17 protein-coding genes and 2 riboswitches are annotated in these 20,721 nt (G+C 68.5%); of the genes, 7 read left to right on the top strand and 10 right to left on the bottom strand.

Annotated features, from left to right (window positions below; all coding sequences use genetic code 11):
* Positions 1-13 precede the first annotated feature (13 nt).
* The 4 genes from G432_RS01460 to G432_RS01445 form a co-directional block, all read right to left on the bottom strand.
* On the bottom strand, positions 14-1,855 hold the full coding sequence (locus G432_RS01460) for a ShlB/FhaC/HecB family hemolysin secretion/activation protein (RefSeq protein WP_015457032.1): 1,842 nt from the start codon (positions 1,853-1,855) through the stop codon (positions 14-16).
* A gap of 199 nt (positions 1,856-2,054) precedes the next feature.
* Positions 2,055-2,816, bottom strand: a complete 762-nt coding sequence (locus G432_RS01455; protein WP_015457031.1) for a hypothetical protein — start codon at positions 2,814-2,816, stop codon at positions 2,055-2,057.
* Positions 2,803-4,824 carry an adenylate/guanylate cyclase domain-containing protein gene (locus tag G432_RS01450; protein ID WP_015457030.1) on the bottom strand — a complete coding sequence of 674 codons (2,022 nt, stop codon included), beginning with the start codon at positions 4,822-4,824 and terminating at the stop codon, positions 2,803-2,805. Before G432_RS01450 ends, G432_RS01455 begins: the two co-directional genes overlap by 14 nt.
* Before the next feature lie 5 nt (positions 4,825-4,829).
* Complete coding sequence (locus tag G432_RS01445) at positions 4,830-7,943, bottom strand: CHAT domain-containing protein (protein ID WP_015457029.1); 3,114 nt, start codon at positions 7,941-7,943, stop codon at positions 4,830-4,832.
* A 274-nt stretch (positions 7,944-8,217) separates the two neighbouring features.
* Here G432_RS01445 and G432_RS01440 point away from each other — a divergent pair, with 274 nt between their 5' ends.
* The 3 genes from G432_RS01440 to hmgA are packed head-to-tail and all read left to right on the top strand — an operon-like array spanning position 8,218 to position 11,090.
* The gene (locus tag G432_RS01440; RefSeq protein WP_015457028.1) at positions 8,218-8,667 is read left to right on the top strand and encodes a MarR family winged helix-turn-helix transcriptional regulator; all 450 of its coding nucleotides are present in this window, start codon (positions 8,218-8,220) and stop codon (positions 8,665-8,667) included.
* 42 nt (positions 8,668-8,709) lie between these two features.
* Positions 8,710-9,783 carry a 4-hydroxyphenylpyruvate dioxygenase gene (gene hppD, locus G432_RS01435; protein WP_015457027.1) on the top strand — a complete coding sequence of 358 codons (1,074 nt, stop codon included), beginning with the start codon at positions 8,710-8,712 and terminating at the stop codon, positions 9,781-9,783.
* A gap of 23 nt (positions 9,784-9,806) precedes the next feature.
* Positions 9,807-11,090 (top strand): homogentisate 1,2-dioxygenase, encoded by a 1,284-nt coding sequence (gene hmgA / locus G432_RS01430; RefSeq protein WP_015457026.1) that lies wholly within the window; start codon positions 9,807-9,809, stop codon positions 11,088-11,090.
* Here the strand turns inward: hmgA and G432_RS01425 are convergent.
* The 6 genes from G432_RS01425 to ispH form a co-directional block, all read right to left on the bottom strand.
* Positions 11,082-12,701 (bottom strand): phytoene desaturase family protein, encoded by a 1,620-nt coding sequence (locus tag G432_RS01425; protein ID WP_015457025.1) that lies wholly within the window; start codon positions 12,699-12,701, stop codon positions 11,082-11,084. The genes hmgA and G432_RS01425 overlap by 9 nt on opposite strands.
* A 31-nt stretch (positions 12,702-12,732) precedes the next feature.
* Positions 12,733-14,121 (bottom strand): M20/M25/M40 family metallo-hydrolase, encoded by a 1,389-nt coding sequence (locus G432_RS01420; RefSeq protein WP_015457024.1) that lies wholly within the window; start codon positions 14,119-14,121, stop codon positions 12,733-12,735.
* Between the two features lie 116 nt (positions 14,122-14,237).
* Complete coding sequence (locus tag G432_RS01415) at positions 14,238-14,873, bottom strand: DsbA family protein (protein ID WP_015457023.1); 636 nt, start codon at positions 14,871-14,873, stop codon at positions 14,238-14,240.
* On the bottom strand, positions 14,870-15,331 hold the full coding sequence (gene rnhA / locus G432_RS01410; protein ID WP_015457022.1) for a ribonuclease HI: 462 nt from the start codon (positions 15,329-15,331) through the stop codon (positions 14,870-14,872). Before rnhA ends, G432_RS01415 begins: the two co-directional genes overlap by 4 nt.
* Complete coding sequence (gene thrB / locus G432_RS01405; RefSeq protein ID WP_041865052.1) at positions 15,328-16,287, bottom strand: homoserine kinase; 960 nt, start codon at positions 16,285-16,287, stop codon at positions 15,328-15,330. The genes rnhA and thrB overlap by 4 nt, the downstream gene beginning before the upstream one ends.
* Positions 16,288-16,361: 74 nt before the next feature.
* Positions 16,362-17,321, bottom strand: coding sequence for a 4-hydroxy-3-methylbut-2-enyl diphosphate reductase (gene ispH, locus G432_RS01400; protein ID WP_015457020.1), 960 nt, complete (start codon positions 17,319-17,321; stop codon positions 16,362-16,364).
* A gap of 112 nt (positions 17,322-17,433) precedes the next feature.
* On the opposite strand from ispH, the gene G432_RS01395 reads away from it, so the two are divergent.
* The 4 genes from G432_RS01395 to G432_RS01380 all read left to right on the top strand — a co-directional run bounded on the left by G432_RS01395 (position 17,434) and on the right by G432_RS01380 (position 20,721).
* The gene (locus tag G432_RS01395) at positions 17,434-18,075 is read left to right on the top strand and encodes a hypothetical protein (protein WP_015457019.1); all 642 of its coding nucleotides are present in this window, start codon (positions 17,434-17,436) and stop codon (positions 18,073-18,075) included.
* Positions 18,076-18,171: 96 nt separating this feature from the next.
* Positions 18,172-18,293, top strand: a riboswitch (glycine riboswitch).
* A 2-nt stretch (positions 18,294-18,295) separates the two neighbouring features.
* Positions 18,296-18,401, top strand: a riboswitch (glycine riboswitch).
* 59 nt (positions 18,402-18,460) lie between these two features.
* Positions 18,461-19,582: a glycine cleavage system aminomethyltransferase GcvT gene (gene gcvT / locus G432_RS01390; protein ID WP_015457018.1), complete on the top strand. Its 1,122-nt coding sequence runs from the start codon at positions 18,461-18,463 to the stop codon at positions 19,580-19,582.
* Positions 19,583-19,585: 3 nt separating this feature from the next.
* The gene (gene gcvH, locus G432_RS01385) at positions 19,586-19,957 is read left to right on the top strand and encodes a glycine cleavage system protein GcvH (RefSeq protein WP_015457017.1); all 372 of its coding nucleotides are present in this window, start codon (positions 19,586-19,588) and stop codon (positions 19,955-19,957) included.
* Positions 19,954-20,721 (top strand): class I SAM-dependent methyltransferase, encoded by a 768-nt coding sequence (locus tag G432_RS01380; protein ID WP_015457016.1) that lies wholly within the window; start codon positions 19,954-19,956, stop codon positions 20,719-20,721. The genes gcvH and G432_RS01380 overlap by 4 nt, the downstream gene beginning before the upstream one ends.

Here is a 20,721-nt window from a genome sequence, read left to right as displayed (position 1 = left end):
CCCAAGGCTCCCATCATCGCGACCAGGGAAAGAGGCGCGTCGTCAGCGATATCAGCAGGCGGGCGTCGGGCCGCCGTTCGGAAAGCCCGCTGGGTATCTTCTCCAAAGCCTTGGCGAGCGTGACATCCAGCCGCGCGCGATCGCCATAGACGAAGCGCACGCCACCGCCGGCCGAGGACAATTGCTGGGGATCGGCATGGAGCGGGGCCACCGGCGGGTGCCGGTTCCAGATCCACGCCTTGTCGAAGAAGGCGAAGGGCTGGAAGGCGAGATCGTCCCGCGAGCGAGGGGCCATGTGGCCGATCCGCACCTCCGCCTGGAAGCCGGCGCCGCTGTCCCCGATCAGGGCGCCCGGATCGTAGCCGCGCCCGATCGTATAGTTGCCGGCCGAATATTCCTCGTAGCTCAGGAGCGCGCTGCCCGAATATTGCAGGCGCGGCGAAAGCGTGAAGGCGAGGGCGGGCATGGGGCGGAATTCCCCGAAGCCGCTGAAGCGGACGAGCGAGGCGGTGGGATCGGCCTCCACCCGGCTCGGCGGCACGGCGCCGTTCAGATAGCAGGCGAGATAGGGCTTCGCCCCGCAGCCGTCGCTGGCGCCGAAGATGTCGAGGCCGATGCGATATTCCAGCGATCCGCCGAAGCGCCAGCGCGGCTCCGCGACGCTATAGCCGGCGACGCTGGCGAGGCTGGTGCGATCGATCATGTCGAAATCGACGCGGCCATAAGCCACGCGAAGCCGATCGCGGGTGAGGGGGAGCAGCCCGCCGCTGCCGCCGCCGAAGCGCACATCCTGATCGATATATTCGAAGCCGCCCGCCGCCCGCAGGTTCACATTCTGCCGGCGCAGCACGGGATAGGCCATTTCCAGGCCGGCGACGAGCGTTTCGGATTTGATCCGCCCGTTCACCGAGGCGCCGAGATCGGGTTCCGACCAGGCATAGGTGAAGCGCCCGCCCAGCGTGAGCCCTTCGCTGCCGATCCGCATGTCGTAGCCGAGCTGGAGGACGCGCTGCTCGTCCCACTCGGGCGCGGCGTAGAAGCCGATGATCGCGCGATCGCCGAGGCCCAGCAGATCATAGAATTCGCCGCGAAGCTGGCCGCCCCAGCGGCCGACCTCGTGCGAGCCGAAATTCTGGACGCTAGCATCGATCACGAAGGGCGTCTTCTGGACGCTGACCTCGCCGATTACCTCGCCCGGAACCGTGCCGGCCGGGCGCAGCGTGAGGCGGACATCGAAGCCGGGAAGATCGCGGGCGAGGAGGAGATAGCGTTCGGCCTCCTTCTCGTTGAACGCTTCCTGCCCCTTGATCCGTTCGAGATAGGAAGCGACCAGCTTTTCCGACCGCCCGGCATCGCCGCGCACCTGGACGCCCACCAGCTTCGCCATCAGCACGTCGAAATGGACGACGCCGTTCTCGATCCGCTGCGGCGGCACCTGCACGGCGGCGAGATAGCCGGCGCGGCGCAGGATGGTGGCGGCGGCATCGCGTATCTCGCACACGGCGGCGATCGGCACGGTGCGGCCGATATAGGCTTCGTAGGCGGGCCGCAGCATTTCCGCCGGCACGACGCGGAGATTATCGAACTGGACCGCCGACAGGGTGACGCTGATATCCTTGAAGCGATCGCCGGCCAGCGGGCAGGGTGCGCGCTCGATCCCGCCTTCCACGGTGAGGCGGGCGGGGGGGCGGGCCACGGGGGCCGTGGGCGCGCGTTCGATCTCCTCCCGCGTCGGCGCGCCGGGGATGGCGCCCGGCGGAAGCGGCGGCGCGACCTGGGCGGCCGCCGGCGCCCCGGAAACCAGCAGGCCCGCGAGGACGAAACAGGATGCGTTGGACCTACCCAAGGACTTCATGCGCGCTCCCCTTGCGCTTTGTCGTGCGGCGCCCGCCTTTCCGGCGTGTCCGGCCGCGTGCCGGGCGACGGCGACGAGGCCGCCCGGAAATGCCTGCGATGACGAAGATCGCCCCCTTCGGAACCGGTTGGCCCGGATCGACGGCGCTGCGGCTATCAGCCCACCCCCCGCTTTTCAAGCGACAAGCGGGCGATAACCATCATCCCTTCGGCCTGGCCGCAGCCTCCGGCATCGCCACCGTTTCGATCAGCAGATCGAGCTGGGCCTCGCAGCCCTTGGTGATGAGGCGGGAGGCCATGTCCTCCAGCCCGGCGGGAACCGGATCGAGCAGCGCGAAGCGCAGCTCGCCCTGCAGGTTCATCCCGTCCCAGGCGATCCTGTAGCTGGCGCCATCCCTGACCGGGAGCGAGGCGGGCCATGCCTTGCGCGACTGGCCGGCGGCCCACTCGATCTTCTCGCTGCTGCCATCGGCGACGTTGGTGAGCGTGGCGGCAGCGGCGGTGCCGGCCGGGCGCCAGAGCGTGACGGCATCGGTATCGGCGATGCACACCGTGCCCGACCGTTCGACATCGACGAACCAGATGTTGGGGCTGCGATCGGGCTCCGCCGCCGCCTCCGTGGGCTTGGGCACGGCGCGGGTCGCCCCCGGCCGGGCGCGGCGGCTGGAAACCTCGGCAAAGGTCTCGCGGGAGTCGCTGGGCCGGTTGGTGGCGACGTTGGGGCTGAAGGTGCCGGGGCCTTTCAGCGTGCGGGTGCCGCGGCTGTCGAGGATGACGACCTGGTCGCCCGCCTGGAGCGAGATCCGGCTGTTGTCCGCGAGCTGGCGGCCGGCCGGATAGGCCTTGGCCGATGGGCCGCTGGACCGGACGACGAGCGTGGCGGCCGAAGCCGGGACGGCGAGCATGGCCGCGATCAGCACGGCCATCGCCGTGGGCGGCTTAACTGTATCAATCCAGAACAAAATTTCCTCCCGGTCCCACCTTGCGCAGACGATATATCAGATTGGCGACGGCCACATCCTCGGGATGGTCCGCAGCATAGCGCTCCAGTTCGGCGAGCGCCGCCGTCTCTCCCTGGTCGAAGCGCGCGACCGACGCTGTGAGGGATGTCACAACCGCGCCGTCGAGATGCGGCACGGGCTCGAAGATCGCGAACGGCGTCGATCGGCCGCGCACCGTGACCCGGCCCATCGGGCGCAAGGGAACGGCCGACGTGCGGCGGACGACGGCCTCGCTCACCAGCGCGGCGGTGCCGAGCTGCTTGTTCGCGCTTTCCAGCCGCGCGGCGGCGTTCATGCTGTCGCCGAGCGCGGTATATTGGATGCGGCCCTCGCCGCCGAAATTGCCCACGATCGCCTCGCCGAAATGCAGGCCGACGCGGGTGCGCCCGATCGGCGGCACGCCTTCCGGCACCGATCGGCGGAATTCCTCCCCCGCCTCATACATCGCGATTGCCGCCATGACGGCGCGATCGGCATCGTCGGGGCGGGCGATCGGCGCGCCCCAGAAGGCCACCACCGCATCGCCGACGAACTTGTCGATCGTGCCGCCGTGGCGCAGCACGATATCGCTCAGCATGTCGAGATAACGGTTGAGGAGGGTGGCCACCATTTCCGGCGCGATGGCGTGGCTGAGCTTGGTGAAGCCTTCGAGATCGGTGAAGAGGGCGTAGATCTCCCGCTTCTCGCCGTGGAGCGCGAGCTGGTCGGGATCGCGCAGGATGAGGCTGGCGACATCGCGCGGCAGATAGCGGCCGAGCGCCGACTGGGCGAAGCGGCGCTGCTCCGATCCCACCGCGCGCGCCGCGGTGCCGACGGCGGCGAAGGCGAGGAACCAGCCGGCGATCCAGCCGAAGACCGGCAGGTGCTGGGTATCGATGCCGCTCGCCTGCGCCCAATAGGGGATGAGCAGGATCAACGCGATCTGGGCGAGGAGGATCAGGCCGAGCAGCCAGGGCCGCACGTCGAGCATGCTGGTGAGCCCGCCCATCACCACGACCAGGATCGCCGCCGCCCACAATATCCAGCCCGGCACGCCGCGATAGAGCGCGCCGTCCAGTAACTGGGCGAGCATGTTCGCGTGGATTTCCAGCCCGATGGTGGTGCCGCCCCGGATGCGGGTGGCCGGCGTTTCGAACTGATCGACGTCGAAGATGTCGCCGCCGATCAGCACGTAGCGGCCGGCGATCTGCTGGCGCAGCACGTCTTCCGGGAAATCACCGGTGAAGAGCTGGATCGGCAGCTTGGCGAAGACCGGCCGTTCGGGATCGAGCGGCGCGCGGAAGCGGACGGCGCCGGTATAGTTGCGAAACTCGGGATGGACGGGCGTGAGCGCGTTGGCGAGGAGCGGCGGCAGGCTGGCCGGCTGGTTGGGCCAGCTGCGGATCACATTGTCGGTAAGATCGGATTCGAGGAGGACGCTCGCCGGCTCCACCGCGCCGCCGGCGATGGATTTCTGGAAGGCGCGGAGGAATTCCTCCTGCCCATATTCGACATAATCGGGATTGGTGGCGGCCGAGACGAAGGCGAGCCGGGTGGGCGTGCGCATCGCCTTGAACGCGGCGACGAGGCCGGCATCCTCCGGCGTCGCCTGATCGATCAGGATATCGATGCCGATCGCCCTGGCGCCCATCCGGTCCAGCTTCGCCAGCGCCTTGGCCAGCGTGACGCGATCCAGCGGCGAGCGGCGACCGGTCTCGATCAGGGTCTGATCGTTGAACACGACCATGACGATGCGATCGTCCTGCTCGGCAAGCGGGGCCGTGGAGGTCGCGCGGATATCGTAGAGCATGCGCTCGATATCGGCGGCGATCGGCACCTTTTCCCAGCTATAGCGGGCGATGAAGATGGCGAGCGCGAGGAAGGCGAGCGTGATCGCCATCCGCCACGGGCCGATGCGGCGGAAAACGCGCCGCAGCCTGCGGGCGATCCCGCCCGTCGCCGCGGGGGCGGGCTGATCGGGCGCCGCCATGGCGATCAGCGCGATTTCAGGACCGGCTGGGCGCCGTCGCCGATGATGACGAAATCGGCCCAATAATAAGGGTGCGAGGTGGTGGCATCCGCCATCAGATCGAGCTGGCCGGACCGGAGCGCCGAGGCGACCGAGGTGCCGGGCGGAGCCTGGTAGAGGCCCGCGATCAGCCGTTCGGTGGCGCGATAATCATCGGGCGCCGGCCAGTGGCTGGCGAGGACCGAGCGGCCGCCGGCGCCGATGAAGGCGCGGACCAGCCCGTCCAGCGCATTGCCGCCGCCGCTGGTGACGCCGGCCTCGCGCGTGGCCGCCACCGTCGCCTTGCCCGCCGTGTCGCAGGCGGAAAGGATGACGAGATCGGCATCGAGGCGGAGATCGTAAATCTCCTTGAAGGTCAGCAGGCCATCCGATTTCGCCCCGCCGAAGGAGGTGAGGAGCGCGGGGCGAGCCGGACATTCGGGCCGGGGCGCGGTGACGAGGCCGTGGGTGGCGAAATGGAGGATGCGATACTGGTTCAGATCCTGCCGGCCCATGACGGCGGTATCGGTGAACGCCTCGCCGGTGATGACCGCCGATCCGCTGTCGCCGATGATCGTCTGGGCGGTGCGAAGCTCGGTCGCCTGGATCGGGCTGTCCCACGCGGCCAGCGGCCAATCGCAATCCACAGCGCCGTCGGTGGAGACGCCCCGCACGGTGGTGAGCTTCAGGAAAGGCGTGATCGGCGCATTCTGGCCGAGGCCGAGAAATTCATGCTTCGCGGCCGATGGCGCGGCGCCCCGCACGTCGCGGAAGGCGCGGGCGGAAACGGCGGTGCTGATATCCACCTTGCGCGCCAGCCATGCGACACCGCGGAAATCGAAATCGTCCGCCCTGGGCGCCTTGATCCGCGCATAATAGGCATCGACGCCGGCCTGATCGGTGACGAGCAGGGCGGGCGGCAGGCGGAGCATGGCGCCGGCGGGCTCGAAGATCAGGTGCTGCGCACCGGCCAGCCGGGCATCGACCGGGCCGAGGAGATCGAGATAGAGCTGGCGGGCGAGCCTGAGATCGAACGGGTAGGTCAGCCGCTCGCCATTCTCCTCGATCGAGATGGTATCGCGCAGCGCATCGACCTTGCGATCGAGATCGGCGGCGGTGATGCCGGCGCGGTAGGCGGTGGCGCCATCCGGCGTGGCCCAGATGCCGTAGATAGCGTTGCCGACGACCGCCAGCTTCAGATAGGCCTCGCCGGGACGGAGGGCTTTCTGCAGATCGGCCAGAGGCATCGCCTGGGTCGAGACCGCGCGATAGCGGGGATATTCGCCCAGCCTGGCCTGGGTGGCCACCTGATCGGCCTCCAGCCCGCGCAACTGGGCGGTCAAGGCGGCCATGCGGGCGCGATCATCCTCCGTCGGCTCGGGGATCGCGGCCAGGCGGGCATATTCGATGCGCGCGCGCTCGATATCGCGGGTGAGCGTGACAGCCTGGCGGAAAAGGCGGGCGGCTTCGTCGCTGCCGCCGCTGAGTTCGCGGGCGAGCACGGCCTGGGTGTCGGCGACGCCGGGCCGGACGAGGGTTTCGCTGGCTAGGAAGAAATCCTCCACCAGCGCCGGCCGTTCCGGGATCAGCCGGGCCAGCAGGCCGAAATAGGGGGCGAGGAGATTTTCGAAGCCGGTGGCGCTCGCCCCGCTCGACGTGACCGAGCGGACCACGCCGCGATAGAGATCGAGCGCGGCGTCGTCGCGCCCGCGCCGGACATAATAAGCGGCAAGCCGCGCTTCCGCCGCCGATACGGCGATCGAGCCCGGATATTCGGCGCGGAGCAGGCCGAGGCCGTCGCGCAGCAGGGCTTCCGCCTCCCCCTGATTGCCCTCGGCCTCGGCGACGGCGGAAAGCTCCGCCATCGTCTGCGTGCGCAGGCGGGTGATCGAGCTGACGCGGCCACCGCGAATGGCCGTCAGCCGCGCCAGGGTTTCGGTGAAGGCGCCGCGCGCGGGATCGGGCTTGCCATCGAGCCGGAGGATCGTGCCGTGAAGCTGGAGGGCCTGCGCATCGAGGATCGCGGCCTTTTCCACGGGCGTGAGCGCCGCCGCCTGGCCGCCGCCGATCTGGCGCACGAGCGGCGCGCCGCCGTTCAGTTCGGCTGCGGCCTCGGCGTCGATCTGGCCGGCGACGGTGGCGGCGGCGTTGGTCGCGCCGACCGGGGCGAGCGGGCGATCGAGCACGGACGACGCCTCGGCCAGCTTGCGCTGGTTGATGAGGTGCATCGCCTGGAAATTGCGGCGCAGGCGAAGCTGGACCGGATCGGACGTGGGGATCATCCCGGCCTGGACGAAGAGGGCGTCGGCCTCCGCGAATTCGCCCAGGTTCGATTTCTGGAGCGCGCGGTTGACGACATATTCGCCCAGCGCGGCCTGGCTGATGCGGCTGCCTTCGGCGCGCTGGAACAGGGCATCGAAGAATTCGGCCGCCTCGGCATAGGAGCCGCTGTTGTTGCGGCGATACCCTTCCGCCAGCGCGCTATCGAGATCGAGCGCGCCGGCCTGGACGCGGGCGAAGGCGGCGGGATCGGACACGGCCGTGGTGGCGACGTCGACCGTTCCCTCGATCATGCGATCGGCGACGATGGTGCGCAGGCCGAGCGCGAGCGCGCTGTCATAGCCCGCCAGCCCTTCGGCGACATAGAGCGTGCGGCCGCGCGGCGCCGCATAGATGCGGTAGCCGACATCGCTGCCGGCAAGGCTGCAATCGGTGACGTCGACCGCGCCGACATCGGCAAGGTCGGCCCTGCGCACGGTGGCCGGGGCGGGGCAGGCGACGCGATCCTGGCGGATGGCCCGCAGGCGGGCGGCGGGATCATCGCCCTGGGTGCGCAGCGCGTAGAGGCGGCCGACCGGCGTTGCGGCATCGCGGCAGACGATGGCGTAGGCGCGGTCGAACATCCCCTTGACCGCCGGGTCGAGCGTGGCGGACTGGACCTGGCAGAGCACGCCTTGTCCGCTGCCGAGCCGGAAGCTGTCCTGAAGGCTGGGCCGATCGGCCGGCGCGGCCATGGCGGGCGACAGGAGGGCCGGCGATATCAGCGAGGCGAGCGCCACACCCACGGCAAAGGCCGAGCGGACCCGGTAAAAATCGCGCAACTTCGTCTCCCACCCCGTCGTGGCGGGCTATGGCGCTGGCCATGCCCCGTCCCCGACGCCCCTTGTTGATGCGGATTCGCCGGCCCGGATATGGGGGCAAATCCTTTCGATGCGGTTGCGACCCCGTCACCCGGCCGGCTTTCGTTCCGGCGAATCGCGATACGATACCGAAACGGCCGGTGGCTGTCGAAGGCCGTGATATGGCGTGGTGCGCCGATTGCCAGCAATATCGTTTCGTTTGAAACATGATTTCGGATCGGGCATGATAAGGGCCATGACCGATCGCGCGCTCCATCTCGATAGTTTCATCCCCTATCGACTCTCCGTCGCCACCAATGCGGTAAGCGCGGTGATCGCCACGCTCTACCAGCGGCGCTTCGCCATCAGCATCGCCGAATGGCGGGTGATCGCCATCCTGGGGGAAAGCGAGCCGCTGGCCCCGCGCGGCATCGTCGAGCGGACGAAGCTGGATAAGGTTACGGTGAGCCGGGCGGCAAAGGCGCTGGAAACACGCGGTTTCGTGGCGCGGGCGGCCGATGCGGCCGACCAGCGATCGCACCGGCTGGCGCTGACGGCGGAGGGCCGCGCGCTCTACGAGACCGTGGCGCCCGAGGCGCTGGCGATGGAGGCCCGCTTGCTGGCCGATCTGGCCGAATGGGAACGCGGTGCGTTGGACAGCTTGTTGCGGCGGGTGCAGGCCGCCGCCGAGGCTTGCGACATATAGTTTCCATTGATACGATATCGGTCTGTTTCAGGAGTGAGAGTGATGACCGAGGCGCATGACAATCCGCTCGGGCTCGACGGGTTCGAGTTCGTGGAATTCACCGGGCCGGACCCGCAGGCGCTGGCCGGGCTGTTCGAGGCGATGGGCTTCACCCATCTGGCCGACCACCGATCCAAGAATGTCCGCCGCTACGCCCAGGGCGACATCAATTTCCTGCTCAACATGGAGCCCTCGGGCCAGGTCGCCGATTTCCGCGCGGCGCACGGCCCCTCCGCCAACGCCATGGCCTTCCGCGTCAAGGATGCCGCCAGGGCGTTCGAGGAAGCGGTGAAGCGGGGCGCCAAGCCGGTGGAAGGGCCGGTGGGGCCGATGGAACTGAACATCCCGGCGATCGAGGGGATCGGCGGATCGAACCTCTATCTGGTCGATCGCTACGGCGCGCAGGAAATCTACGACGTGGATTTCAAGCCGGTGCCGGGTGCCGTGCGCGATGCGCGATCGGTGGGGCTGCACACGCTCGACCACCTGACCCACAACGTCAATCGCGGGCGGATGGCCCATTGGGCGGAATTCTACGAACGGATCTTCAACTTCCGCGAGATCCGCTATTTCGACATCGAGGGCAAGGCGACCGGCCTGTTTTCCAAGGCGATGACGGCACCGGACGACAAGATCCGCATCCCGCTGAACGAAAGCCAGGACGAGCACAGCCAGATCGAGGAATTCCTGAAGGAATATAAGGGCGAGGGCATCCAGCACCTGGCGCTGGCCACCGACGACATCTTCGCCACGGTGGACAGGCTGCGCGCCAACGGCGTGCGCTTCCAGGACAGCCCGGACACCTATTTCGACATGATCGACAAGCGGCTGCCCGGCCATGGCCATGACGTGGAGGAGATGCGCAAGCGGCGCATCCTGATCGATGGCGCGCCGGAAACGGGCGGGGGCATCCTCCTCCAGATCTTCACCGAGAATATGGTGGGGCCGATCTTCTTCGAGATCATCCAGCGCAAGGGCAACGAAGGCTTCGGCGAGGGCAATTTCAAGGCGCTGTTCGAAAGCCTGGAGCTGGACCAGATCCGCCGCGGCGTGATCCCGGTGAAGGCGGAGGCCTGAGCGTTCAGGCTGGGGAGGCGGCGATGCCCGATTATCTGAGCGGCTTCGGCAACCATTTCGCGACGGAGGCGGTGCCGGGCGCGCTGCCCGAGGGGCGGAATTCCCCGCAGCGGCCGGCCTTCGGCCTTTATACCGAGCAGCTTTCCGGCACCGCCTTCACCGCGCCGCGCGGGGAGAACCGGCGGAGCTGGCTCTATCGGCTGCGGCCGAGCGGGATGCACGGCGCCTACCGGCCCTATGCCGGTGCGCCGGCCTTCGCACCGACCGGGTGGGATCGGCCGCTGCCGCCCAATCGGATGCGCTGGTCTCCGCTTAATTCCGTCAAGGAAGGCGTGGACCTGATCGACGGCATGACGACCATGGCGTCGAACCGCGACCCCGCCGGCATGGACGGGGTGACGGTGCACATCTATCGCGCCGATCGCGACATGAAGGCGCGCGCCTTCTTCAATGCCGATGCCGAAATGCTGTTCGTGCCCCAGCAGGGGCGATTGCGGTTGCTGACCGAACTGGGCGTGCTGGAGCTTGCGCCCGGCGAGATCGGGCTGGTGCCGCGCGGCGTGCGCTTCCGCGCCGAACTGCCCGATGGCGCGGGCCGGGGCTATGTCGGCGAAAATCATGGCCATGCCTTCCGCCTGCCGGAACTGGGGCCGATCGGGTCCAACGGCCTTGCCAATCCACGCGATTTCCTGACGCCCGTCGCCCGGTTCGAGGATCGGGACGAGCCGTTCGAGCTGATCCAGAAGTTCCGGGGCGGATTGTGGACGGTCGCGCTGGACCACAGCCCGATCGACGTGGTGGCCTGGCACGGCAATCTCGCGCCGTGGAAATATGATCTGGCACGGTTCAACACGATCGGCACGGTGAGCTTCGACCATCCCGATCCTTCCATCTTCACGGTCGTGACCGCGCCTTCGGACACGCCGGGCACCGCCAATTGCGATTTCGTGATCTTCCCGCCGCGCTGGATGGTGGCGGAGGATACGTTCCGGCCGCCCTGGTTCCATCGCAATGTGATGAGCGAGTGCATGGGGCTGATCCACGGCGCCTATGACGCCAAGGCGGACGGCTTCGCGCCCGGCGCGCTCAGCATCCACAATCTGATGGCGAGCCACGGGCCGGACCTTGCGACATGGGTGAAGGCGAGCGAGGCGGTGCTCCAGCCCCATCATATCGAAGGCACGATGGCCTTCATGTTCGAGAGCCGCTGGCCGTTCGTGCCGACGACGCAGGCGCTGGAGCTGGCCGAGCTGCAGCCCGATTATGACGATTGCTGGCAGGGCTTCCCCAAGGCGCGGCTACCCTGACCGCCGCCCCAGCAGGCGGGCGGGGAACGATCGATCCGCGAGGATGGCGTGGGCGGCATTGTGGCCGGGCGCGCCGGTGACGCCGCCGCCCGGATGCGTGCCCGCGCCGCACATGTAGAGCCCCCGTATCGGCCCCCGATAGTCGCCATGGCCCAGCATCGGCCGCGCGGCCCATAGCTGGTCCAGCGACATGTGGCCGTGCATGATATCGCCGCCGACCAGCCCGAACTTCCGTTCGAGATCGAGCGGGGAATGGATCTGCCGGGCGATCACTGAAGCCTTGAAATTGGGGGCATGCGCATCGACGGTGGCGATGATGTGATCGGCCGCCGCCTCCCGCTCGCCGTCCCAATCGCGCCCATCGGGCAGGGTGGGGGCGAATTGCTGGCAGAACAGGCTGGCGACATGGCAGCCGGGCGGGGCGAGGCTGTCGTCCACGGTAGAGGGGATGGTGATCTCGACGATCGGCTGGCGGGACCAGCCGTGCGCCCGCGCGTCGGCATAGGCGCGGTCCATATAATCGAGCGTGGGCGCGATGATGATCCCGGACCGGTGGTGATCGGCGGCCTCCCGGCCCGGCAGAACGGTGAAATCGGGCAGTTCCGACAGCGCCACGTTCATGCGGAAGGTGCCCGATCCCGTCTTGTAGCGATCGATCCGGCGGGCGAAATCGGCCGGCAGGTCGGACCGGTCGACGAGGCGGCGGTAGAGAAGGGCCGGGCCGACATTGGCGGCGACGATCGGGGCCGTGATTTCCTCCCCGCTTTCCAGCCGGACGCCGGCGACGCGCCCGCCATCGACGAGCAGGCGGGCGACGGGGGCGTCGAGGCTGATCTCCACGCCGTGCCGGGCGCAGGCGGCGGCCATCGCCTGCGTGATCGCGCCCATGCCCCCGACCGGATGACCCCAGGCGCCCTTCCTGCCGTTCACCTCGCCGAAGACGTGGTGGAGCAGGACATAAGCGGAGCCCGGCGTATCTGGGCTGGCATAGTTGCCGACCACGGCATCGAAGCCGAAGGCGGCCTGCACATAGGGGTTCTCGAACCAGCCATCGAGGAAGTCGCGCGCGCTCTTCACGAACAGGTCGAGCATGTCGCGCTGGCGGTCGAGCGGCAGGGCGGCGGCGAGGCGGCCCTGTGCCGCCGCGGCAAGCAGCGCGCGCAAGCCCCCGCCGGCATTGGGCGGGGCGCGGAGGGCGAGCTTGCGCAGCAGCGCGGCGACGTCCTCCAGCGCGGCTTCATAGGCCGGAAGCGCATCCGCATCATGGGCGGAGAAACGGGCGAATTCCGCGCGGGTGCGATCGGTGCCGCCACCCAGCTTCAGATAGCCGCCGTCATGCGGCAGGAAATTGCTGATCGGCCGTTCGATCACGCGATAGCCGTGATCCGCGAGCCGCATGTCCGCGATCACCTTCGGCTGGAGCAGGCTGACCGTGTAGCTGGCGGTGGAATTGCGGAAGCCGGGATGAAATTCCTCGGTGACGGCGGCCCCGCCGACGATGCCGCGCCGTTCCAGCACCCGCACCTTCAACCCCGCGCGGGCGAGGTAGAAGGCGCAGACCAGCCCGTTATGGCCGCCGCCGATGACGAGCGCGTCGTGGCGGCGGCTCATCGCGCGATGGCCCTGTCAGGGAGAATGCGGCTTATTTCGCCAGTTCCTTGAGCAGGACATACCATTGCTTGAGGCCGCCGTTGATCGATTCCACCGTGACCCGTTCGTTGAGGCCATGGGCGAAATCATCGCTGGCCTTCATGTAGGTGACGCCGACACCATAGCTCGGGATACCGAGCGCGCGGAAATATACGCTGTCGGTGGCGCCCGACGACATTTGCGGCACTATCGGCAGGCCGGGCGAGCGGGCGTCGATCGCCTTGCGGACGGCGGCCATCACATCCGGCCGCAGCGGCGAGGCATCGCTGGCGACAGGGTCGCCAAGCACGGTGATCTTCGCCTTCGGGCCGGCAAGCTCGGCAAGCTTCGCCTTGACCGTATCGATCGAGACGCCGGGGAAGATCCGGCAATTGACCATCACCGCCGCCGATTGCGGCAGCGCGTTCAGGGCATGGCCGCCTTCCAGCATGGTCGGCACGCAGGTGGTGCGGATGGTGCCGATCCATTCGGGATCGGCGGACAGGGTGGCGACGGCATCGGCATCGGCCTGGTTGGCGAGGAAACGCTTCATCGCATCGGCCGTGCGGGCGGGGGCATCGACGGCGGCCGCCTTCAGGGTGGCGCGGGTCAGTTCGTTGATCTGCGCGGGGAACTGATAGCCGGCAACGGCATCGATCGCGCGGGCGACATCGTAGATCGCATTGTCGCTGGACGGACGGCTGGAATGGCCGCCGGGATTGGTGAAGGCGATGCGGAAATCGGCATAGCTCTTCTCGCCGGCCTGGAGGCCATAGACGGTGGGCCTGCCGGTCTCCTCATCCAGCAGCGCACCGCCGGCATCGCTGTTGAGCAGCAGCTCCGCGCCCTTCAGTTCCTGGGCGAGGGCGGCGGTGGTGGCCATATCGGTTTCCTCGTCACCCGAAAGCGCGAGGATGAGATCGCGGCCGGGGCGGAAGCCTTCGCGCTTCAGCCGGGCCAGCGTTTCCACCATGACGGTGACGCCGGCCTTGTTGTCCGCCGATCCACGGCCATAGACATAGCCGTTCTCGACGACGGCGACGAAGGGATCGCGTTCCCAATCCTCGCGCTTGGCCTCCACCACGTCCATATGGCCGGAAAGGAGGATCGGTTTGCCCTTGCCGGTGCCGCGATAGCGGGCGACGAGGGTGGCGGTTTCGCCACGCGGCGTGACGACGACGTCCTCGGCCGGGAAGCCGGCGGCCTTCAGCACGCCGGCCAGATATTCGGCATAGGCCGGAACCTGCCCCTGGCCCTGGACGGTGCGGAAGCCGATCGACTTCACCAGCAGATCGAGCGCGGCCTTTTCCTGCGCCGGATCACCCTTTGCCGGCGCGGCCGCATGAGCGGGCAGCGCCACGGAGGCGAGCAGGAGGGCGGTGGCGAAAAATCCGAAGCGCATCGATCATCCCTTTTCATCGACCCGTGGGCGGGCCTTGTGGCGGCGGACAATGGCCCGATTTCCGGCCGCCTCACAAGGGGCTGCGGGCGGAAATTCCGCCAGCGCCGCCAACATGTTCAGCGCTTCGCGTCGCGGAACGCCTGGCGGAAGCCGGCCTCGTTCAGGCCGCCGCGCACGAGCAGCGGGCCGATGAGGTAGGCGGGGGTGCCTGACAGGCCGAGCGCGAAGGCTTCGGTGGCGTTGCGGGCAAGCGCGCGATCGATGGCGGGCGCGTTTGCCGCGAGATCGGATTCGATCCTGGCCCAGTCCCCGCCCGCGCCTTCCACCGCCATGCGGAGCAGGTTGTCGTCGATCCGGCCCTGGCGGCGCATCAGCCGTTCGTGGAAGGCGGCATAGATGCCCTGGCGATCGGCGGCGAGCGCGACGCGGGCCGCGCGTTCGGAATTGGGGCCGAGCACCGGCCATTCCTTGAACATGATCCTGACGTCGCGCCGCCCGGCCAGCGCCTCGCGCATCGCATCGTAGGACTGGCGGCAGACGGGGCAGTCATAATCGCTAAAGACGACGATGGTGAGCGCGGGGGCGGCCGGGCCGATGCGGGGGGCATCCGGATCGGCCAATATGCCTTCGATCGTGGGCGATCCGCCCACCCGCTCGCCGATCGGCCGGAAATATTGGAAGGCGAATGCAGCGCCGGAACCGATGAGCAGGGATGCGCCGAACTGGAGAACGTCGCGCTTGCGAAACCTCATTTGCCCCCGCTCATCCTCCCCGCCGCGATGGCGGCATCGCTGGCGAGCTTGTCGGCCCGTTCATTGTCCGGGTGGCCGGCATGCCCTTTCACCCAAACCCATTCCACCCGATGCGGTTCCGCGGCCGCCAGCAGGCGCTGCCAGAGATCGGCATTCTTCACGTCCTTGCGGTCGGATGTCTTCCAGCCGTTCCGAAGCCAGCCCTTGATCCACTTGGTGAGGCCGTCCATCACATAGCGGCTGTCGGTGCTGAGGGTGACGCGGCAGGGGCGCTTCAGGGTTTCCAGGGCCTGGATTGCCGCCATCAATTCCATGCGGTTGTTGGTGGTGAGCGGCTCCCCGCCGGAAAGATCGCGTTCCCGATCGCCGAAGCGCAGCACGGCGCCCCAGCCGCCGGGGCCGGGATTGCCCTTGCAGGCGCCGTCGGTGGCGATTTCCACATGCGGCAGATCGTTCACAGGCCCAGCGCCCCCGGCACGGCATCGCGATAGAAATCGAGGCGGCGGAGGAAGGCGAGGGGGTCCTTCCGCGTCACCAGCGCATCGGCGGGCGTGTTGAGCCAATCCCAGGCGCGGGTGAGGAGGAAGCGCAGCGAAGCGCCGCGCGCGAGCGCGGGAAAGGCGGCCCGCTCCGCCGAGGAGAGGCCGAACGCCGCATCATAGCCGGCGATGAGGGCGGCGGCGCGATTCTGATCGAAGCCGGTGCCGTCATTTTCGAAGCACCAGGCGGCATGGGTGACGGCAACGTCCCAGGCGCGGACTTCCCGCGCGGCGAAGTAGAAATCGATGACGCCCGAAACCTCATCCCCCAGCATCAGCACGTTATCGGGGAAGAGATCGGCATGGACCACGCTGTGCGGCAGTTCCCCCGGCCAGTTATCGGCGAGGTAGGCAAGCTCTTCGGACACCCGTGCCTTCAGGCCGGGGGCGATGGCATCGAGATCGTCGCCGCAGCGCGCCGCGAGCGCAACCCAGCCGTCCGGCCCCAGCGCATTGGCGCGCTGTCCGCCGAAATCGGCGAGCGCGGCGTGCATCCGGCCGAGCGCCACGCCGGTGGCATGCGCCTGCGCGGGCGTGGGATGGGTGACGGAGACGCCGTTCAGGAATTCGATCAGGCAGGCGGGCCGGCCGGATACGGTCTGCAACTGCACGCCCTGCCGATCGCGCAGCGCGCGGGGCACGGGCAGGCCCTTGTCGGCGAGATGATCGAGCAGCGACAGGAAGAAGGGCAGATCGGCCACGTCCACCCGCTTTTCATACAGGGTCAGGATGAAGCGGTGGCTGCTGGTATCGACCAGATAATTGCTGTTTTCCACGCCTTCGGCGATGCCCTTCGCCGAAACCAGCGTGCCGGCATCGTAACGCGCGAGAAGGGCTTCCATCTCCTCGGCGGGCACATGCGTATAGACGGCCAAATCCATTCCCCCGGATCATGATTGGCGATGTTATCCCGCGCCGGCCCGGCCCGGGCAACGGATGGCAGGCGGTATCAGGCCGCTTCGAGCGCGCGGGGCAGCTTGAAGACCATGCTTTCGCTGGCGGTGGCGACCTCCTCTTCGGTGATCGCGAAACGGGCGGCGAGATGATCGACCACCTCGCGCACCAATATCTCCGGCGCGGAGGCCCCGGCGGTGAGGCCGAGCACCGATACGCCTTCCAGCCAGCCGAAATCGATATCCGCCGCGCGCTGGATCAGCCGGGCGCGGATGCCGCCCCGCTCCGCGACCTCGACGAGGCGTAGCGAGTTGGAGGAATTGGGCGCGCCGATCACCAGCATCGCATCGCACTGCTCCGCGATGGCCTTCACCGCCGCCTGCCGGTTGGAGGTGGCATAGCAGATATCTTCGCCGCGCGGCGCCAGGATCGCCGGGAAGCGGCGCTTGAGCACGGCGATGGTGGCGGCGGTATCGTCCACCGAAAGCGTCGTCTGGGTGAGGAAGGCGAGGTTCGCGGCATCGGCGGGCTCGACCGCCTCGGCATCGGCCACCGTTTCGACCAGCGTCATCCGCCCTTCCGGCACCTGGCCGAAGGTGCCGATCACCTCCGGGTGGCCGCGATGGCCGATGAACAGGATATGCCGGCCATCCGCCACCAGCCGTTCGGCCTGGCGATGGACCTTGGAGACGAGCGGGCAGGTGGCATCGACATATTCGAGGCCGCGTTCCTCCGCCTTGTGCGGCACCGCCTTGGGCACGCCATGGGCGGAAAAGACGACGGGCACGCCATCGGGCACCTCGTCCAGATCCTCCACGAAGATCGCGCCGCGCGCCTTCAACCCATCCACCACATAGCGGTTGTGGACGATCTCGTGCCGCACGTAGACGGGCGCGCCGTAGCGCTGGATCGCCAGCTCCACGATGCGGATCGCGCGGTCGACGCCGGCACAGAAGCCGCGGGGCGCCGCGATCAGCAGGTGGAGCGAAGGTCTGGCAACGGAAACGTCTGGCATGGCTGGGGGCTCTACGCGATTGCTTGCCTGTGCGGAAGGCGCTTCCTATGATCCGCGCCGGCCCGCTCGCGGCCATCCGCCGCCGGCCCACAGATTTTAGAGGATTGCCCCTTTGTTCCACCCCAAGACGATCGCCATCAGCCTTGTCGCGCTGGGCCTGGCCGGCTGCGCCAGCGGCACCGAATTCGACCAGACGGGGGGCATCAAGTCCGTCCGCTCGTCCTGCCCGGCGGTGGCGATTCCGGTCGACACCGGCGACGTGACCCTGTTCAACCCGCCCGCCAGCCGCGATGCGCGCGCGATCGACGTGGTCGCCACCATCACCAAGCTCCGCAACAATTGCGTGCAGCAGGGCGAACGCATCGTCACCGATGCGACGTTCGAGGTGCAGGCCCGGCGCAGCGACACCAAGGGCGATCGCGAGGTGGTTCTGCCTTATTTCGCGACGGTGACGCGCGGCGGCACCCAGGTCGTATCGAAGCAGGTGAGCCGCGTGGCGCTGCGTTTCGCCGACGGGCAGGCCACCGCGACGGCGACCGGCGGCGGCCGCGCCGACATCGCCGCCTCGGCCGCGACGCTGCCGCCCGAGATCGAGGCGCAGGTGACGCGCCGGCGCAAGCCGGGGGACGCGGATGCGGCCGTCGATCCCTTCACCGATCCGGCGGTGCGCGCGGCGGTGCGCAAGGCGAGCTTCGAGCTGCTGATCGGCTTCCAGCTCACGCAGGAACAGCTTTCCTACAACGCCACGCGCTGAGCCGCGGCGGAAAAGACGGGCCGGGTGGAGCGGGCGGCGTTGACTCGGGCCGCCGCCCGCGCCAAGGCTGGCTTTGCCGCCGGGGAGAGATTCCCGGACGATCGCGCGGGAGAGCGCGCCGGCCCATCGCGAATCGCCATCGGGTGATTTGCCGGGCAGGCGCCGCCGAAGGAGCAACCGCCCCGGAATCTCTCAGGCCAAAGGACCGCGGCCGATCGACCGGCACTCTGGAAAGCGGGCGGGACACCGCCCCACCGAAGGGGTAAGCATGGGCGCCGGCTGGCGTTCCTGCGAAAGCTCTCAGGTTCCGTGACAGAGGGGGCGGCGGAACGGCGCGACGATCATGTCCGGCCGATCTCCGCCGACCACGAGCACGGAGAGCCCGATGAGCGACGAATCCATCGACGAAACCCCGCAGACCCTGCCGCTGGATGCCTGGCATCGCGCGCGGGACGGGCGGATGGTGCCCTTCGCCGGCTATTGGATGCCCGTGCAGTATGAAGGCATCATGGCCGAGCATCTGTGGACGCGATCGTCCGCCGGACTGTTCGACGTCAGCCATATGGGCCAGTTGCTGGTTTCCGGCGACGGCGTGGACGATGCGCTGGAAGCGCTGCTGCCCGGCGACATCAAGGGCCTGACCGAAGGCCGGATGCGTTATTCGCTGCTGCTGAACGACAGCGGGGGCATCCTGGACGATCTGATGGTCACCCGCACGCGCGGCGATCTCTATATCGTCGTCAACGGCGCCACCAAATATGACGACATCGCCCATATGCACGAGCATCTGCCCGAGCATGTGACGCTGAACCACATGGACGAGCAGGCGCTGCTGGCGCTGCAGGGGCCGAAGGCGGTGGACGCGCTGTCGCGGCTGGCGCCGGGCGTCGAGAAGCTGGTGTTCATGACCGCCGGGGCCTTCCGCCTGGGCGGCGTCTCCTGCTGGATCAGCCGTTCGGGCTATACCGGCGAGGATGGTTTCGAAATCTCGCTGCCGGCATCCGCCGCCGAGACGATCGCCACGCTGATCTGCGAACAGCCCGAAGTGAAGCCGGTGGGCCTCGGCGCGCGCGATTCGCTGCGGCTGGAGGCCGGGCTGCCGCTCTATGGCCACGATCTCGATCCCGATACCACGCCGATTTCGGCGGACCTCGGCTTCGCCATCCCCAAGCGGCGGCGCGAGGAAGGCGGCTATCCCGGTGCCGACCGCATCGCCATCGAGCGCGCCGAAGGGCCGGCGGCGAAGCGGGTGGGCCTGATCGTCGAGGGCCGCCAGCCGGTGCGCGAGGGCGCGGTGGTGCTGGATGCCGAGGGCAGCGAAGTCGGCCGCGTCACCTCCGGCGGCTTTTCGCCCAGCCTGCAGCAGCCGATCGCCATGGCCTATGTGCCGGCGCCGCTGGCGGCCGCGGGCAATGCGGTGACGCTGCAGCAGCGCGGCAAGCTTTTCCAGGCGAAGGTCACGGCCATGCCCTTCGTCCCCCATAATTATGTGCGCAAGGGAGCCTGAGCCATGACGCTCTATTTCACCAAGGATCATGAGTGGATTTCCGTCGACGGCGATACGGCGACCGTCGGCATCACCGATTATGCCCAGTCGCAGCTCGGCGACGTGGTGTTCGTGGAGGTCCCGGCCGCCGGCACCGCCGTGACGAAGGGCGGGGAAGCCGCCGTCGTCGAATCGGTGAAGGCCGCGTCCGACGTCTATGCCCCGGTTTCGGGCGAGGTGATCGAAGGCAATGCGGCGCTGGAGGCGGATCCTTCGCTGGTGAACAGCGCGCCCGAGGGCGAGGGCTGGTTCTTCAAGCTGAAGCTGGCCAATGCCGCGGAGCTGGACGGCCTGCTCGACGAAGCCGGATACAAGGCGTTCGTGGACACGCTGTGAGCGTAAACCCCACCAGCCGCTGGGAAGCGCGGGACTATGCGGCCAATGCCGCCTTCGTCCCCGCCCTTGGCGCGCCGGTGCTGGCCCTGCTCGATCCGCAGCCCGGGGAGCATATCCTGGACCTTGGCTGCGGCGACGGCGTGCTGACCGAGAAGATCGCGGATGCCGGCGCCGAGGTGATCGGCGTGGATGCATCCGAGGCGATGGTCGCGGCCGCGCGGGCACGCGGCATCGATGCGCGCGTGGCGGACGGACAGGCGCTGGATTTCGGGCCGGAATTCGATGCGGCCTTTTCCAACGCCGCGCTGCACTGGATGCTGGACGGCGATGCCGTTGCGGCGGGCGTGTTCCGGGCGTTGAAGCCCGGCGGGCGGTTCGTGGGGGAAATGGGCGGGGACGGCAATGTCGCCCGGCTGCGCGAGGCGCTCTATGCCGAGCTTGCGGCACGCGGCTACGCACTGCCGGCTGACGACCCGCAATGGTATCCGACGCCGGATGCCTTCGCGGCGGTCTATGCCAAGGCCGGCTTTGTCGCCATCGAGGTCGATCTGATCCCGCGCCCCACGCCGCTTCCGGCCGGTGCCGCCGGATGGATCAGGACTTTTCGCGGCGGTTTCATGACCAACGTCGGCGTGCCCGAGGCCGAGCAGGCCGAGGTGGCGATCGCCACGCAGGAGAGGCTGAAACCGGAGCTGCTGCAACCCGACGGCACGTGGATTGCCGATTATGTCCGCTTGAGATTCAGCATGAGGAAACCCTCTTAA

The sequence above is a fragment of the Sphingomonas sp. MM-1 genome, from assembly GCF_000347675.2.
Taxonomy (GTDB): domain Bacteria; phylum Pseudomonadota; class Alphaproteobacteria; order Sphingomonadales; family Sphingomonadaceae; genus Sphingomonas_E; species Sphingomonas_E fennica.
The sequence above is the reverse complement of the archived record's forward strand: the minus strand, read 5'-3'. Positions and strand labels throughout refer to the sequence as shown.